The organism is Thermococcus cleftensis (assembly GCF_000265525.1).
Taxonomy (GTDB): Archaea; Methanobacteriota_B; Thermococci; order Thermococcales; family Thermococcaceae; genus Thermococcus; species Thermococcus cleftensis.
In genome coordinates, this window is record NC_018015.1 from 942,787 (window position 1) to 957,960 (window position 15,174).

Annotated in this window: 16 protein-coding genes; 13 read left to right on the top strand and 3 right to left on the bottom strand. The window is 56.4% G+C overall.

Going from position 1 to position 15,174, the window contains the following annotated elements:
• Positions 1-75: 75 nt before the first annotated feature.
• Complete coding sequence (locus tag CL1_RS05050) at positions 76-3,462, top strand: CARDB domain-containing protein (RefSeq protein ID WP_014788811.1); 3,387 nt, start codon at positions 76-78, stop codon at positions 3,460-3,462.
• 34 nt (positions 3,463-3,496) lie between these two features.
• On the opposite strand, the gene CL1_RS05055 is transcribed toward CL1_RS05050, so the two are convergent.
• Positions 3,497-4,123 (bottom strand): diacylglycerol/polyprenol kinase family protein, encoded by a 627-nt coding sequence (locus CL1_RS05055; RefSeq protein WP_048151962.1) that lies wholly within the window; start codon positions 4,121-4,123, stop codon positions 3,497-3,499.
• A complete protein-coding gene (locus CL1_RS05060; protein WP_014788813.1) occupies positions 4,101-4,790 on the bottom strand; it encodes an HAD family hydrolase in 690 nt (229 codons plus the stop codon). The genes CL1_RS05055 and CL1_RS05060 overlap by 23 nt, the downstream gene beginning before the upstream one ends.
• An 81-nt stretch (positions 4,791-4,871) precedes the next feature.
• Here CL1_RS05060 and CL1_RS05065 point away from each other — a divergent pair, with 81 nt between their 5' ends.
• From CL1_RS05065 to CL1_RS05080, 4 genes are read left to right on the top strand one after another with little or no spacing between them, the layout of a single operon-like run.
• Positions 4,872-5,120 (top strand): TIGR00304 family membrane protein, encoded by a 249-nt coding sequence (locus CL1_RS05065; protein ID WP_014788814.1) that lies wholly within the window; start codon positions 4,872-4,874, stop codon positions 5,118-5,120.
• 1 nt (position 5,121) lies between these two features.
• On the top strand, positions 5,122-6,297 hold the full coding sequence (locus CL1_RS05070; RefSeq protein WP_014788815.1) for a cation:proton antiporter: 1,176 nt from the start codon (positions 5,122-5,124) through the stop codon (positions 6,295-6,297).
• A 37-nt stretch (positions 6,298-6,334) separates the two neighbouring features.
• Positions 6,335-7,489 (top strand): tyrosine decarboxylase MfnA, encoded by a 1,155-nt coding sequence (mfnA, locus tag CL1_RS05075; protein ID WP_014788816.1) that lies wholly within the window; start codon positions 6,335-6,337, stop codon positions 7,487-7,489.
• Between the two features lie 24 nt (positions 7,490-7,513).
• On the top strand, positions 7,514-8,878 hold the full coding sequence (locus tag CL1_RS05080; RefSeq protein ID WP_014788817.1) for an ATP-binding protein: 1,365 nt from the start codon (positions 7,514-7,516) through the stop codon (positions 8,876-8,878).
• On the opposite strand, the gene CL1_RS05085 is transcribed toward CL1_RS05080, so the two are convergent.
• Positions 8,868-9,728, bottom strand: coding sequence for a cation diffusion facilitator family transporter (locus CL1_RS05085; RefSeq protein ID WP_014788818.1), 861 nt, complete (start codon positions 9,726-9,728; stop codon positions 8,868-8,870). The genes CL1_RS05080 and CL1_RS05085 overlap by 11 nt on opposite strands.
• A gap of 404 nt (positions 9,729-10,132) precedes the next feature.
• Here CL1_RS05085 and CL1_RS05090 point away from each other — a divergent pair, with 404 nt between their 5' ends.
• From CL1_RS05090 to cysC, 8 genes are read left to right on the top strand one after another with little or no spacing between them, the layout of a single operon-like run.
• Positions 10,133-10,360 carry a ribbon-helix-helix domain-containing protein gene (locus CL1_RS05090; protein ID WP_014788819.1) on the top strand — a complete coding sequence of 76 codons (228 nt, stop codon included), beginning with the start codon at positions 10,133-10,135 and terminating at the stop codon, positions 10,358-10,360.
• A gap of 25 nt (positions 10,361-10,385) precedes the next feature.
• A complete protein-coding gene (sat, locus tag CL1_RS05095) occupies positions 10,386-11,525 on the top strand; it encodes a sulfate adenylyltransferase (RefSeq protein ID WP_014788820.1) in 1,140 nt (379 codons plus the stop codon).
• A 48-nt stretch (positions 11,526-11,573) separates the two neighbouring features.
• Positions 11,574-11,768 carry an antitoxin family protein gene (locus CL1_RS05100; protein ID WP_014788821.1) on the top strand — a complete coding sequence of 65 codons (195 nt, stop codon included), beginning with the start codon at positions 11,574-11,576 and terminating at the stop codon, positions 11,766-11,768.
• Positions 11,769-11,773: 5 nt separating this feature from the next.
• On the top strand, positions 11,774-12,709 hold the full coding sequence (locus CL1_RS05105) for a DHH family phosphoesterase (protein WP_014788822.1): 936 nt from the start codon (positions 11,774-11,776) through the stop codon (positions 12,707-12,709).
• 5 nt (positions 12,710-12,714) lie between these two features.
• The gene (locus tag CL1_RS05110; protein ID WP_014788823.1) at positions 12,715-14,148 is read left to right on the top strand and encodes an alkaline phosphatase family protein; all 1,434 of its coding nucleotides are present in this window, start codon (positions 12,715-12,717) and stop codon (positions 14,146-14,148) included.
• A 15-nt stretch (positions 14,149-14,163) separates the two neighbouring features.
• Complete coding sequence (locus CL1_RS05115) at positions 14,164-14,406, top strand: DUF4258 domain-containing protein (protein ID WP_052304114.1); 243 nt, start codon at positions 14,164-14,166, stop codon at positions 14,404-14,406.
• Complete coding sequence (locus CL1_RS05120; protein WP_014788825.1) at positions 14,407-14,619, top strand: DUF2283 domain-containing protein; 213 nt, start codon at positions 14,407-14,409, stop codon at positions 14,617-14,619. It begins immediately after the preceding gene.
• Between the two features lie 3 nt (positions 14,620-14,622).
• Entirely contained in the window at positions 14,623-15,159 is a 537-nt protein-coding gene (gene cysC / locus CL1_RS05125; RefSeq protein ID WP_014788826.1) for an adenylyl-sulfate kinase, read from the top strand.
• The last annotated feature ends 15 nt before the right edge of the window (positions 15,160-15,174 follow it).

Sequence of the window (15,174 nt, forward strand, 5' to 3'; positions counted from 1 at the left end):
TGACTATCGTACACCCCCGGGGATTTGGCCTCATCGGAGGTGGATAATGTGAAGAAAGCAACCACCCTCATATTGATGTCCATTCTAGTGCTCGGCCTGGTGCCGACCTTCAGCGGACTTGCAAGTGCAGCATACGGCACTAAAATCATCGACGGGAACCTGAGCGACTGGACTTCCGCTGACCTCATAGCCGCTGGAAGGAACAATGGACAGGCCGGAGCGAACCTCGACAAGATGTACGTCTCCTGGGACGATCAGTACCTTTACATAGCCATCAAGACCAACAACACCGGAAGCTGGGACGTGGCCTACGGAATAGGAATAGACATTGACCCCGGAACCGGCAACGGTTACGTTTCCGGTGGAGACTCCTGGGGAAGAAGCGTTGAGTTCTCCAACGGCTTTGCTCCCGACTACGAGATTTACTTCTGGTGGGGCTGGAACAGCGGAATGGGAACCGACAACTTCAACACCTACACCGGAAGCGGCTGGAACTACAACAGCATCTCCGGCGTCGGCGGGAGCTTCGCCTACACCGGCGATACATCGACCGGTCTACAGACGGTCGAGATAAAGGTACCGTGGAGCGCCCTGGGAGGAAAGCCGGAGAAGATAGCGGTGATGGCATGGGTCACCGGAAGCGGCGGCTCAGCGGTGGACAGTCTGCCGGTTGACCCGGCCATAGACTACAACAACATCGGAAACGAATGGGGAGACACCGACACCTTCACCAACATGGCGGTTCTCTACGTCGCTCCCAAGACCATAGACGGCAACCTGAGCGACTGGAGCGATGCCGACCTTCTGGTGGTTGGAAGGGACAACGGACAGGCCGGAGCGAACCTCGACAAGATGTACGTCTCCTGGGACGATCAGTACCTTTACATAGCCATCAAGACCAACAACACCGGAAGCTGGGACGTGGCCTACGGAATAGGAATAGACATTGACCCCGGAACCGGCAACGGTTACGTTTCCGGTGGAGACTCCTGGGGAAGAAGCGTTGAGTTCTCGAACGGATTCGCCGTTGATTATGAACTCTACTTCTGGTGGGGCTGGAACAGCGGAATGGGAACCGACAACTTCAACACCTACACCGGAAGCGGCTGGAACTACGGAAGCCTGGCAGACGTTGGGGCCAAGTTTGCCTACACCGGCGACACCTCAACGGGCCTTCAGACCCTCGAGATAGCCATTCCATGGAGCGCCCTCGGCGGCAAGCGCTCCAGGTTCGCCGTTATGTCCTGGATAACCGGGAGCGGCGGCTCTGCCGTGGACAGCATTCCGGTTGATCCAGCCATAGACTACACCAACATAGGCAACGAGTGGGGAGACACCGACACCTTCACAAACATGCTCGTCGGCGAGTGGTTCCTCATGGCCGACCTGACCGTCGGCGTGAGCGGGCCGGGAGTCGTTGGCCTCAACAGGAACGCCGTCTTCAACGTCACCGTCAGGAACGAGGGCTCCCTGCCGGCCCAGAACGCGAGCGTTGAGGTCTACGTGAACGACACCCTCGCGGCCAACTGGACGGTGGACCTTGGAGCCGGAGAGGAGAAGTGGTTGGCCTTCAACTGGAAGCCCAACGCCACCGGCGTCTACACGATAAGGGCCGTCGTGGACGGGGAGAACGCCATACCCGAGGCCAGCGAGAACAACAACGAGTTCACCATGACTGTAAAGGTCGTCTGGGTCGGCAACATAGACGTGGACGGCAACCCGGAGGACTGGATAAGCGCTGAGGTAGCCCCCAACTCCTACACCGTCCAGAACGGGTACTTCATCTGGAGGGACGCCGATAACGACCAGAGGCACGACAAGGACCCGTACCTTCCGGGCGGAAGCTCCTCCCACGCTGACATCACCGAGGTCGGCGTCACCAAGGACGACCGCTACGTCTACTTCCTCTTCAAGTTCAAGGACATGAGCAACATCAAGATAGGCGACAACGGCGCGACCTTCATAGCGGTGCCGATAGACTACAAAGCGGGCGGAGGGGAGACCTTCGCGGGCAGAATGGACACCAGGACGGTCATAGCCTGGGACATTCAGATGGCAATCAACCTCGGAGGAAAGCAGTACGTCGGCCAGACCAAAGCGACCGCGGCCGCCGGCAACAGCCTGACCTCGCTGCTCTACTTCCTCGACCCGAGCGGGAACATCGTGAAGGTCGATGGAGCGATGGTCGGCGTGGACCTCGAGAAGAACACCGTCGAGGTAAGGGTCCCCGTGAGCGTATTTGAGGGTGCGAGGGAGTTCAGCTTCCAGGTCGCGACCGGCTTCAGCTACGGCGAGGGCGTCTGGAACTTCGGCGACGACTTCGCGGACGACGGGATAAGCGACATCGTCGATACCATAAGCACCGAATCCACCGTCAAGGAGCTCGCCGACAACGTGCCCGACTACTACGTCCGCATAAGAATGGACAACATCATCGAGAGCGGAAGCGTCGTCTCCGTCAAGCTCCAGAGGCTCATGGCATTCCAGAACGCCTTCGTGATACACAACAAGTACTACGGCATAAGGCACTTTGAGAGGGATTATGAGACCTACATCGAGATCCGCAACAAGCTAAACAACATGCCCCTTCCGGGAGATATGAAGGACAGGATAAACGAGCTGGAGAAAGAGGTCCTGGACCTTCTCAAGCTCTATAACGAGGGCAAGGAGCTCATAGACAGCCCGAACTACGCGTTCGGAGCCTCACTCAAGATATACCGCGCCTACACCGGCCTCAAGAAGGTCGTCAGCGAGATGGAGGTAATGCTCGAAAAGGCCCAGAGCGGTGAGCTCGAGAGGGAGGAGTACATGCAGGAGCTCGCCAAGAACCTCACCAAGACCATAGACGGCAACCTCGACGACTGGGACGTCCAGCCGGTGGCGGTCGATGAGACCGGCTACGGTCAGGACGGAGCGAACCTCAAGGCCCTCTACGTCGACTACGACGACCAGTTCCTCTACATAGCCCTCACCACCGAGAACAGGGCCTCCTGGAGGGTCGCCTACGGCATAGCCCTCGACTACAAGGACGGCGGCTACACCACTGGACAGGACAGCTGGGCCAGGAAGGTTAACTTCGAGAGGGGCATAGATGCACAGCTCTACTTCTTCTGGAACGGCGAGTTCTTCGGCGACAAGGGAACGAGCAACATAACCAGCGCCCAGTTCATGCTCTGGAACGACGGAAGCTGGAGGTACGAAGAGCTCAAGTGGGTGGGCTTCTACGCCTACACCGGCGGGGCAGAGGACGGACTGCAGACGCTGGAGATAGCGATCCCGTGGCAGGCCCTCGGAGGAAAGCCCGAGAAGATCAACATCGTCGCCTACGTCACCGGGCAGGGTGCCGGCGACTCGGCAGTCGATTCGCTGCCGCTCCAGGAAGCCGTCAAGGACAACGACCCAGGCCAGGAGTGGGGAGACGTCGATACTTTCACCCAGTTCGCCACGGTCACGGTAGAGTGACCGCCCGTTTCTTCCCTTTTTCTGATTTTAGCCCTCAGAGGAGTAACCCAGCCAGGTAAACCGCCAGCGCCACCGCCAGCTGGTTGGAGAAGTTGTCGTCAGGCGGTAGGTTGTAGAACTCGGCGACGGTTCCGGCGACCGAACCTATCAGGGCCAGCGGAAGGCCAACGAGGGGCCAGAGTATAGCAACGCCGGCGAGGAAGTAGGCCAGGCTACCCTCAATGCTCTTTCCATTGGAGAAGCGGTGCCTTCCGAGGGATTTTCCTATTATCGCCGCCAGGGCATCGCCAACGGTGGCGACGGTTATGGCACCTACGGCGATCTCCATCGGGAAGAAGTACACGACTATGAAAGATGCCGCGGCAAAGTAGATGTGGGCCGCGACGCGGTAGCGCTCGTGGGACCGGGTAATCTCGTCTATGTGCTTCTCCAGAACTTCCACCCTCTCAAATACATCGTTATCGACGTATATGCTCAGCCTCCTCTTTATGTTGTCTCTCAGCTCCTCGATTATCCTGAAGGGCTCGAGGACAACGAAGAGGAAGAAGGCCAGACCTATGAAAGTCAGGGTAAGCTCCCTTCCGAAGAGGTGGTAGGAGAGCGGGACGAGCAGGCCGGTCATGTGGAGGGACTTGCGCTTAAGCTCGCTTTTCATGCTCACGCCTTATCACCTCCAGGGCTTCGAGGAGATCCTTAACCACGTAATCCGCGTGCCTCGCGAGCCTCCCCCGGAAGTAGCCCCTCTGAACCAGTATCGTGGTGGCCCCAATCTCCTTGCCTCCCCTCATGTCAGTGTCGTCCCGGTCTCCAACCATGTATATCTCCTCGTCCGGGAAGAGGTGCCTCGCGAGCCTGAAGTTGTGGGGCTCAAGCTTGCTGTGGCCGGTTTCGCCGCTTATGATGAGGGCGTCGAAGTGGTCCTTTATGCCGAGGTACTCGAGCTTCTTCCTCTGCCACTTGGTGGAGGAGTCGGTTATCAGAACCAGCCGGGCACCGAGCCCCCGGACACCCTCGAGGAAGGGGAGCGCATCGGGGTAGAGACGGAGGTTCGAGAAGAAGACCCTATCGACGAGCTCGGTTATCTCCTCCAGCTCTCCCCTGTCAACCTTCGCGTAGACCTTTCTCATAACCCTCTCCACGAGCTTATCGAAGTCGAGAGTGTGGAGGTCCCTGAGCTGCTCCAGCTCCCTATAGCGGGCCGTGAGAATGTAGAAGAACGCCCTGAACTTTCTCCGCCTGAGGAGGTATGGTACCAGGCGGAGAACGCTGTACCTGCCGGCCTCCCAGGTGTTGCAGAGGGTGTCGTCCAGGTCCACGAGCACTAGCATGGTAGAGAGTGGGGGACTGGAATTTTAACCCTTTGGGTGCGGCGCTAAGTTTTAAAAGACAAAGCCAGAAGCCCATAGCGTATGGACGGCAAAGCCCTCATACTGAGCGGAATGGCGCTGATATTCATCGGCTTCATACTGGTCTTTATAGGCACCCTCGTTTCTGCCCTAGGTGGGGAGAGCGATATAGAGGGCGGCGGGGTCATAATGATAGGTCCCATACCGATAGTCTTCGGAACGAGCAGGGGCGCGGCCGGGACTGCCATGGTACTGGCGATAATCCTGATGGCGCTGTGGGTTGTCGCCGCACTGCTGGGCAGGGGGGACTGAGGTGGACTTCCTAGCGGCACTCGCGATTCTCCTCGTGACGGCGAAGAGCATAGAGTGGGCCTTCGAGAGGGTTGAGATACACCCGATAATAGCCCACGTGCTGACCGGAATCCTGCTGGGTCCCTTCGTCCTCGGCGTCATCGAGCCGACGGAGGAGCTGGAGGTTCTCGCGGAGTTCGGCCTGATAATGATGATGCTCTACATGGGACTCACCAGCAACTTCTCGGCCATAGCCCAGAACACCAAGAAGGCCGTCGTCGTGGCGGGCCTTGGCGTGGCCTTCTCCTTCTTCCTCGGCTTCGCCACCGTTTACCTCTTCGGCAAGGGCGTCACCGCCGCGATATTCATCGGGGTCACCCTGGGCAACACCGCCATAGAGGTAACCAGCGGCGTCCTGGTGAAGGAGCGGGTGAAGCGCGAGGTCTCGTCGATACTCATGGGTGCGGCCTTTGCCGACGACATAATGGCCGTTTACCTGATAGGCGTGATAACCGCCCTCGCCAGCGGCGGACTCGATGTCCTCTCCTTTGGAATCCTGACCGTCAAGATATTCGCCTTCATCGCGGTGACGCTCCTAATCTCGGAGTACGTCTTCAAGAGGGCCAGGTGGTTCTACTCGATAGTCAGGAACCTCAACGTCTTCTTCACCTTCACGCTGATACTCACCTTCGCCCTGGCGATAATAGCCGAGAAGGTCGGCCTGAACCAGATAATCGGCGCCTACCTGGCGGGACTCACGATAAGCAGGCTCCGCGAGAGGAAGGACCCGCTCGTGGTGACGAGGATAAAGCTCAACGAGCTGATAAACGACCTCCAGGTGGTCCTGACGGAGTTCTTCATCCCCCTGTTCTTCATCTACGTCGGCCTCATGTTCAACCCGCCTCTGGCCGACATCAGCCTGGCCCTCATAGCGGCCCTCTATCTCGCGGCCGTCCTGGGCAAGCTCCTCGGCTGCGGCCTCGGCGCGAGGCTCTTCGGCCTGAGCTGGAGGGACGCGGTGACGATAGGCATAGGCATGGGCGGCAGGGGAAGCCTGGAGCTGGCCATACTCACCTTCGGCCTCTCCGCGGGCCTCATAGACCAGGTCCTCTTCGCCAGCGTCATAGCGGTCTCAATGCTCACCGCCCTGACAACGCCCGTGTTCTTCAAGACCTACCTCAAGAGGGCAAAGGCTTAAATCCCCGGCCGGGTAGTAGGCTCGGGCTGGTGAGACGATGTTTCCGGAGAGGGGCGCTGACGAGGAAGATGTCCTTGAAGAGCTGAGAAAAAAGACGAGTGAGGATTTAACCTTTGACTCGGGCAGGATCCTCGGCTCGATGTGCACCTACCCACACCCCTTTGCGGTTAAAGTGGTCACCGAGTTCATCGACAGAAACCTCGGAGACCCCGGACTGCACGTCGGGAGCAGGAAGGTTGAGGAAGAGGCTATAGAGATGCTCTCGAACCTCCTCGGCCTCGAAAAGGGCTACGGACATATCGTTTCAGGCGGAACCGAGGCCAACATTTTGGCAGTTAGGGCCTTCAGAAACCTGGCGGACGTTGAGAAGCCCGAGCTGATTCTTCCGAAGAGCGCCCACTTCTCATTCATCAAGGCGGGCGAGATGCTCGGCGTTAAGCTCGTCTGGGCCGAGCTCAACAACGACTACACCGTCAACGTGAGGGACATCGAGGAGAAGATAACAGAGAACACGGTCGGGATAGTCGGCATAGCCGGCACGACTGGTTTAGGGGTTGTGGACGACATTCCCGCTTTAAGCGATTTGGCTTTAGACTACGGCCTTCCGCTCCACGTCGATGCCGCCTTCGGGGGCTTCGTGATACCCTTCGCCAAGGAGCTCGGCTACGAGGTTCCGGACTTCGACTTCAGGCTGAAGGGAGTTAAGAGCGTAACCATAGACCCCCACAAGATGGGCATGGTTCCGATTCCGGCAGGGGGAATAATCTTCAGGGAAAAGAGGTTTCTGGAGGCGATAAGCGTCCCCGCGCCTTATCTGGCCGGTGGGAAGGTGTGGCAGGCAACCATAACTGGTACGAGACCCGGAGCGAACGCTCTCGCGGTCTGGGCGATGATAAAGCACCTCGGCTTTGAGGGCTACAAAGGGGTCGTGAAGAAAGCCATGGAGCTGAGCAGGTGGTTCGCCCGGGAGCTGAAGAAGATACCCGGGGTTTACCTGATACGGGAGCCCGTCCTCAACATAGTCTCCTTTGGGACACCAAACCTCGAGGAAGTCGAGGAGGAGCTCAAGAGAAGGGGGTGGGGTATAAGCGCCCACCGCGGTTACATAAGGATAGTCATGATGCCCCACGTGAAGAGGGAGCATCTGGAGGCGTTTCTGGGGGATCTGAGGGAGGCGGTCCGAAACGTTTAAATTAATAACGCGATATTAAATATCATGGTATTAAAGTTCATCGACCGTGATGATGAGCTGAAAGCGCTGGAGGGGCTTTATTCCCAGGGAAAGGCCCAGTTCGTGCTGATATACGGGCGCAGGCGCATCGGAAAAACAGAACTAGTTAAGAGGTTCATAGAGGGAAAAAAGAGCTTCTACTTCCTTGCCAGGAAGGAGCCCATGGAGCTCGAACTCGAGCGCATCGTAAGGAGCTTCAACCGGAGGTTCAACGTCTTCATCGAGGCCAGAAACCTTGAGGAGTTCTTTGAAGAGGTTGCAAACTTTGGAAGGCTGGTCTTCGTGATAGACGAGTTCCCCTACTGGGTGGAGGAGGACAGGTCAATCCCCTCGACCTTCCAGTACATATGGGACGAGATCCTCAGGGAGTCACAGGTCATGCTGATCCTTCTCGGCTCGTCGATATCGACCATGGAGGGCCTCATGAGTTACAAAAACCCCCTCTACGGAAGGAGGACGGCACAGCTCAAACTGTCAGCCCTCGGATTCTTCCACCTGCGGGATGCCTTCTCCCGCTATTCCTGGGAAGAACTCGTCAAGGTTTACGGAACGATAGACGGTATCCCTGCTTACATTCAATACTTCGATGATTCTTTAAGTGTTGAGGAAAACATAGAGCGCAACTTTTACAGAAGGGTCAGCGTTCTCTACGAGGACGCAGAGAGATTGCTAAAGGACGAGCTCAGGGAGCCCATCACGTACCTCAACATACTGAAGGCAATAAACGACGGTAAGACCAAGCTGACGGAGATAGCCAACGAGACGAAGGTGGCCGTTACGAACCTGCCAAAGTACCTGAAGACCCTCGAAACGCTCGACCTGGTTTACAGGGAGTTTCCGGTAACGGTCAGGGAGAGGAAGCGCTTTGGCGTGTACCGAGTCAGGGACTTCTACTACCGCTTCTGGCTCCGCTTTGTCTATCCCTACAGGGACGATATCGAGATAGGCGCCATAAGGTTCGAGGACTTCAGGGACGACTTCAACAAATACCTCGGGGAGGTCTTTGAGAGCGTCGCCAGGGAGTTCCTCATAAGGCTCAACTCAAAGAATGAACTACCCTTCCGCTTCACAAAAATCGGAAGATGGTGGGACAGGAGAGAGGAGATAGACCTCGTCGCTTTAAACAGTCTGAACGGTGAAGCGGGCCTCTTTGAGGTCAAATGGAAGGAACTCTCCAGGAGAGGAGCCCTCAAAGTGTTGAGGACGCTTGAGGAGAAGGGTGAGAAGGCAGACCTTGGAAAAAGAAGGTACTATGGGATGATAGCGAAACGCGTTGAGGGGAAGGAGGAACTCCGAAAAGAGGGTTACCTAGTCTTCGATTTGAAGGACTTTGGGGGGGCTACTCGGTGACCCCCTTTATGTCCACGTGCACGAAGGCGACCTCCACATCGGGGATTTCTTCTATGCGCCTCTTCACCTCCTCGCTGATGTCGTGGGCCTCCTTCAGAGAAAGTTCCGGTGGAACCTCGACGTGGAGCTCGACGTGGAGCTTGCTACCAACGTAGTGGGCCCTTAAATCATGAACGCCGAGGACGTTGGGAACGCTCAACGCGCGCCTCTTTATCTCCTCGCACACCTCGAAAGATGGGGCCTTTCCGGTGAGGTAGCCGACGTTTTCCAGAATTATCTCAAGGGCAACCTTGACGAGGAAGACGGAAACCACGAGACCCGCGAGGGAATCGCCATGCTGAAAGCCGAGTTTCTGGGCACCTAAACCGATTAGAACCGCAACGCTGCTCAGGACGTCGCTCCTGTGGTGGTAGGCGTCGGCTATTAGGATCTGACTGTTGAGCTTCCTGCCAATGTGAACTGAATAGCGGAACATGAGCTCCTTGGCGAGTATGGAAACCACCGTAACCCCGAGCATGAGACCATTTACCTCTATGGTCTCCCCGTGGAGGAGCCTCATCAGGGAATCCCTTCCAATTTCGTAGGCGACCACGATTAGGGCTTCACCGATCAGGAAAGCCACCAGAGGTTCAAAGCGCGAGTGGCCGAAGGGGTGGCTTTTGTCGGGCGGTTTCGAGGAGATTTTTATCCCCGCATAACCTATGAGGCTCGTGACGACGTCGCTCAGCGAATGAACGCCGTCCGAGATGAGGGCTATGCTGGAATAAAGGAAACCCACGATTAGCTTGAGGACTGCGAGAAGAACGTTGCCAATTATGCTGACCCATATCGGCTTGTAAATCTCCTCCACGGTACCACCACAATTTTGTGCATATGCACACAATATTTAAACCTTTCCATACCGCCGTCGGAACCAAACTTTATTAGGTTTTCCAATTTTGTTAGACTAATCGAAAAAAGCAGAAGGCGGTCAGTCCGTCACTCCATCATCACGAGCCTCAGACAAGGCTGAAGTCATCATCCCGAGAAAAGTTGAGAAGGGCGCTTAAAAGGCTTGCTCAGCGATCACCTTTCCTTCCTCACCCTTCGGTTCGCCCATCACTCATCATTGCATTGTAAAATTGGTGCAGAGGCTTAAAACGATTGTCATCGAAATATCCCAAACATTCCCACAAGAAATGGAAATCTTTAAATATTCGGGGGGGCCTTTTAATTAAATGTCATTAAGTATCATTAAAGCTGGAGGTGTTTGTGATGGCTGAGGAGAAGAAGTACACCACCGTTTCCATACCCAAGCCCCTCTACGACAAGATTAAGGCCAGAATAGAGGGCACGGGCTTCACCTCGGTATCTGACTACGTGACCTACGTCCTCCGCGAGGTTCTGGCGAGTCTCGAAGAGGAGGAGAAGGAGGAGGTCTTCACCGAGGAGGAGGAAGAGAAGGTCAAGGAGAGGCTTCGCGCCCTCGGTTACCTCGACTGAGGCCTTTCCTTTTTGAGGTGATACCATGGTCTCAAAGCCCCACGGAGGCAAGCTTGTCAGGAGACTCGTTGCCGAGAGAACCCGCGAGAGGATCCTGAGCGAGCAGAGGGAATACCCGCGTGTCCAGATCGAACACGGCCGTGCAATAGACCTCGAGAACATCGCCCACGGCGTTTATTCACCCCTCAAGGGCTTCCTCACGAGCGACGACTTCCAGAACGTTCTTGATGAGATGCGCCTGAGCGACGACACGCCCTGGACGATCCCGATTGTCCTCGACGTTGGCGAGAGAACCTTCGACGAGGGGGACGCGATACTCCTCTACTACGACGACCTTCCCATAGCTAGAATGCACGTCGAGGAGATATACACCTACGATAAGAGGGAGTTCGCCGTCAAGGTCTTCAAGACGGACGACATCAACCACCCTGGCGTCGCTAGGGTAATGAGCATGGGCGACTACCTCGTTGGGGGCGAGATTGAGCTCCTCAACGAACTCCCGAACCCCTTCGCGAAATACACCCTCAGGCCGGTCGAGACGAGGGTTCTCTTCAAGGAGCTGGGCTGGAAGACGATAGTGGCTTTCCAGACAAGGAACGTGCCCCACCTCGGCCACGAGTACGTCCAGAAGGCGGCACTCACCTTCGTTGACGGCCTCTTCATAAACCCCGTCCTCGGAAGGAAGAAGAAAGGCGACTACAAGGACGAGGTCATAATAAAGGCCTACGAGGCGCTCTTCAGGCACTACTACCCCAGGGACAGCGCGACTTTAGCTACTGTTCGTTACGAGATGCGCTACGCGGGCCCGAGGGAGGCAATTCACCACGCGATAATGAGGAAGAACTTCGGTGCGACGCACTTCATCGTCGGAAGGGATCACGCAGGTGTCGGCGACTACTACGGGCCCTACGAGGCCTGGGACACCTTCGACAACTTCCCGGACCTCGGCATAACCCCGATGTTCATCAGGGAGGCCTTTTACTGCAAGAAGTGCGGCGGAATGGTGAACGCGAAGATATGCCCGCACGGCGAGGAGTTCCACGTCCACATAAGCGGGACGAAGCTCAGGAAGATGATAATGGCCGGTGAGCAACCGCCGGAGTACATGATGAGGCCGGAGGTCTACGAGGTCGTCAGGAGCTTCGAGAACCCCTTCGTTGAGTGAAGCAAAGCGTTATTACCCTTTACATATATTTTCTTAGTGGTGAGTGGAATGGAAGAAGTTGAAGTGGTTTACGAGAACGGCGTCTTCAAGCCTCTGAAAAAGGTCAGGCTGAAAGAAGGCACTCACGGGAAGGTCATCATAGAACTTGGCCTGGCTGACATCATTGAGAGCTTTGGGGAGAAGGTAAAACGGGACGTCCTTAAGGAGTTCCTGGAGGAAAGAAATAAAATTTATTGCGGGTGAGTTAGGTGAACCTAATCGTCCACCACTGGGACACGGACGGAGTAACCTCTGCCGCCCTTCTGGTCAAAGCGCTTGACTTAGACGGGTTCACCAACATGACGGCGCCGATAGGTGAGTTCCGCTTCGACGAGAGGATCTGGGACGCCATCGAGAAGGCCAAGAGGCTCTACGTCCTCGACTTCAACGTTCCGGACGAGGTTGAGATGGTAAAGGTGGAGACGCTCTTCATAGACCACCACGCCCAGCGGAGAATCAAAAACCCCCTCGTTGAGCAGGTGAACCCCTCACTCGAAGGCGAACACTACCCCTCATGCTCACTCGTCGTTTCAGAGCGCTTTGGGCTTTTCAACGCCTGGAGCGCTCTCGGCGCCGTTGGAGACGTAGGAGAGAAGGCCTTTGAGCTGGAGAGGGTCAGAAAGCTTCTGGAAAGGGAGGGAATCTCGCGGGAAGATGCGTTAAGGCTCGTCGAGCTTATCGATTCGAACTACATAGCGGTGGACAGGGAAGCCGTGGAGGACGCAGTTAGGGTTCTTTTAAGCCACGAGGTGAAAGAGCTCCTTGAGTACGGGCCGTGGGTGAAAAAGGCAGAGGCGATCAGGGAGGCCATCGAGGGGGCGGTTTCGGGCGTCGAGGAGCGGAACGGCTTCGCCATAGCCCGCTTCGAGAGCCCCTTCAACATCATCTCAAAGGTTGCCAGAAAGCTCGTCTGGGAGCTCGGTTACAGGGGCGCGGTGGTCATCAACGGGAACTTCCACGGAAAAGCACAGCTTTACTTCAGGATCTCCGGCGAGGAAGCGGAGAGGATAAACATGGCCGAGGTCATTGAACGCATTAAAGCCCTCGGAACCAACGCCGGCGGCAAGAGGGAAGTCCTCGGCTGCGTCTGCGAGAGGGATAAAATCGAGGACGCGCTCAAGATCGTTGAAGAATACCTGAGGTGAGGAGAATGGAGTTTGAAAGGAAAGTTAAGGAGGGAATGGAGCGGACGAAGAAGGTGCTCGTCATAGGCCTCGACTCCGCCCCGCCGGAGCTGCTGTTCAACCGCTTCATCGACGACATGCCCAACGTGAAGAAGCTCCTCGAAAAGTCCGTCTACGGCCCGATGCAGACGGGAATACCGGCGATAACCATTCCAATGTGGATGGTGATGGTTACTGGAAAAACGCCGGGCGAGCTCGGCCTCTACGGCTTCAGGCACAGGACCGGCTACAGCTACACCGACTACTGGATAGCTCACAGCAAAAAGGTCAAGGAGCCGACTCTCTGGGATCACCTCGGTGAGCGCGGAAAGAAGTCGATAATCGTCGGTGTTCCGCCAACCTACCCGCCGAAGCCGATCAACGGCCACCTCGTGAGCTGCTTCATAACGCCAGACGCGAGCGTTGATTACACATACCCGAGGGAGCTGAAGGGCGAGATAGAGCGCCTTGTCGGGGAGTACATCTTCGACGTCCCGTTCCGGAGGGAAGCCAAGGACGAGGTCAAGGAAGGCATCTGGGAGATGACGGAGAAGCGGTTCGAGGTCATACGCTACCTCATTCAGGAGAAGGAGTGGGACTACTTCCACTTCGTCGAGATTGGCCTGGATAGACTCCACCACGCCTTCTGGCGCTACTTCGACCCGAACCACCACCTCTACCCCGGGAAGGGAAACAAATACGAGAACGTCATTCCGGACTACTACAGGCTGCTGGACAGGGAGATAGGCGAGACGCTCAAGCTCATAGACCTCGACGAGACCGCTGTTTTCATCGTCTCCGACCACGGGATAAAGGCCATGCACGGCAACTTCGCGGTGAACCAGTGGTTAGCTGAGGAGGGCCTGCTGAAGGTAAAGAACCCTGCGGCCCTCCACGACGGAAAGATCAAGCGCTTCGAGAGCCTTGAGGTCGACTGGAAGGAAACCACCGCCTGGGGCTGGGGCGGCTACTACTCGCGCGTTTTCCTCAACGTCCTTGGAAGGGAGAAAGCCGGGAAGGTACCGCTCTCTAGGTTCGAGAAGGTAAGGGACGAGGTTGCTGAGCAGATACGCTCCATACGCGGCCCGAACGGCGAGAAGTGGGACACGAAGGTGTTCTACCCGGAGGATATATATCCGATAGCGAAGGGAAGCAAGCCGGACATAATGGTCTACTTTGACAACCTCAACTGGCGCGCGGCGGGAACCGTCGGCCACCCGAGCAATTATCTACCGGAAAACGACACCGGGCCGGACGATGCAAACCACTCAGAGTTCGGAGTGTTCTCAATGTATCTGCCTGGCTTCGACGAGAGCAGAGCAACGCGGCTGAGCATCTACGACTTCGCTCCAACCATGCTCAGGCTCTTCGGCATAGAGGAGCCTCTCGCCAGTATGCACGGAAGGAGCATTCTACCATGAAGGCAGGTGGTACCTTTGGGCATAAAATACATTCCACACGCGCTGGAGAGAATGAAGGAAAGGGGGATAAGCAGGGAACTCGTGGAAGAGGCTCTCCAATCGCCAGATGATACCACAGAGGGATACCTTGGAAGAAAGGTGGCTCAAAAACGGATAAACGGAAAGCTCATTAGGGTGATTTACGAGGAAATTGAGAATGAGGTAGTTGTCATCACGGCCTACGTTACCTCAAAGGTAAAGAAGTACGGGGGTGAGTAGATGGAGATATCTTACGATCCCAAGCATGATGTGATGTACATCAGGTTCAGCCATGCCAAGGTAGTTGATACCGTGGAGGTCGAGAAGGGGGTCCTCGTAGATTACGGTGAAAACGGGGAGATAGTAGGCATCGAGATAATAGGAGCCTCCATGAGAACCCATGCCCCCATAACAGAGATAACTTTCAAACTGGAGGAAGCTACGGCGGGGTGAACCATGAAGAACCTTGAAAAGGGATTCACCATCTGGCTCACGGGGCCGAGCGGTGCTGGAAAAACTACCCTGGCGGTAAAGCTCGCCAGAAAGCTCAGGGAGATGGGCTACCGGGTTGAAATACTCGACGGGGATACCATAAGAAAGACCCTCTACCCGAACCTCGGGTTTTCCAAGGAAGCCAGGGAGATGCACAACCGCGTTGTTATCCACATGGCGAAGCTCCTCAGCAGGAACGGGGTTATAGCGATAGTCTCGCTGATTTCACCCTACAGGACCGTCAGGGAGTACGCGAGGAAGGAGATTGGGGACTTCATGGAGGTCTACGTCTACGCCCCCCTCGAGGTGAGGATCCAGCGCGACCCTAAGGGGCTTTACGCGAAGGCATTAAGGGGCGAGATAAAGGGCCTGACCGGCTACGACGGCGTCTACGAGGAACCCGAGAACCCCGAGGTGAAGGTGGACAGCTCGAAGATGACGCCGGAGGAGGAGGTCGATGCGGTAATAGAGAAGGCCAGGGAGCTCGGCTACCTGCCCTGAACCGGAGGGAGGGCC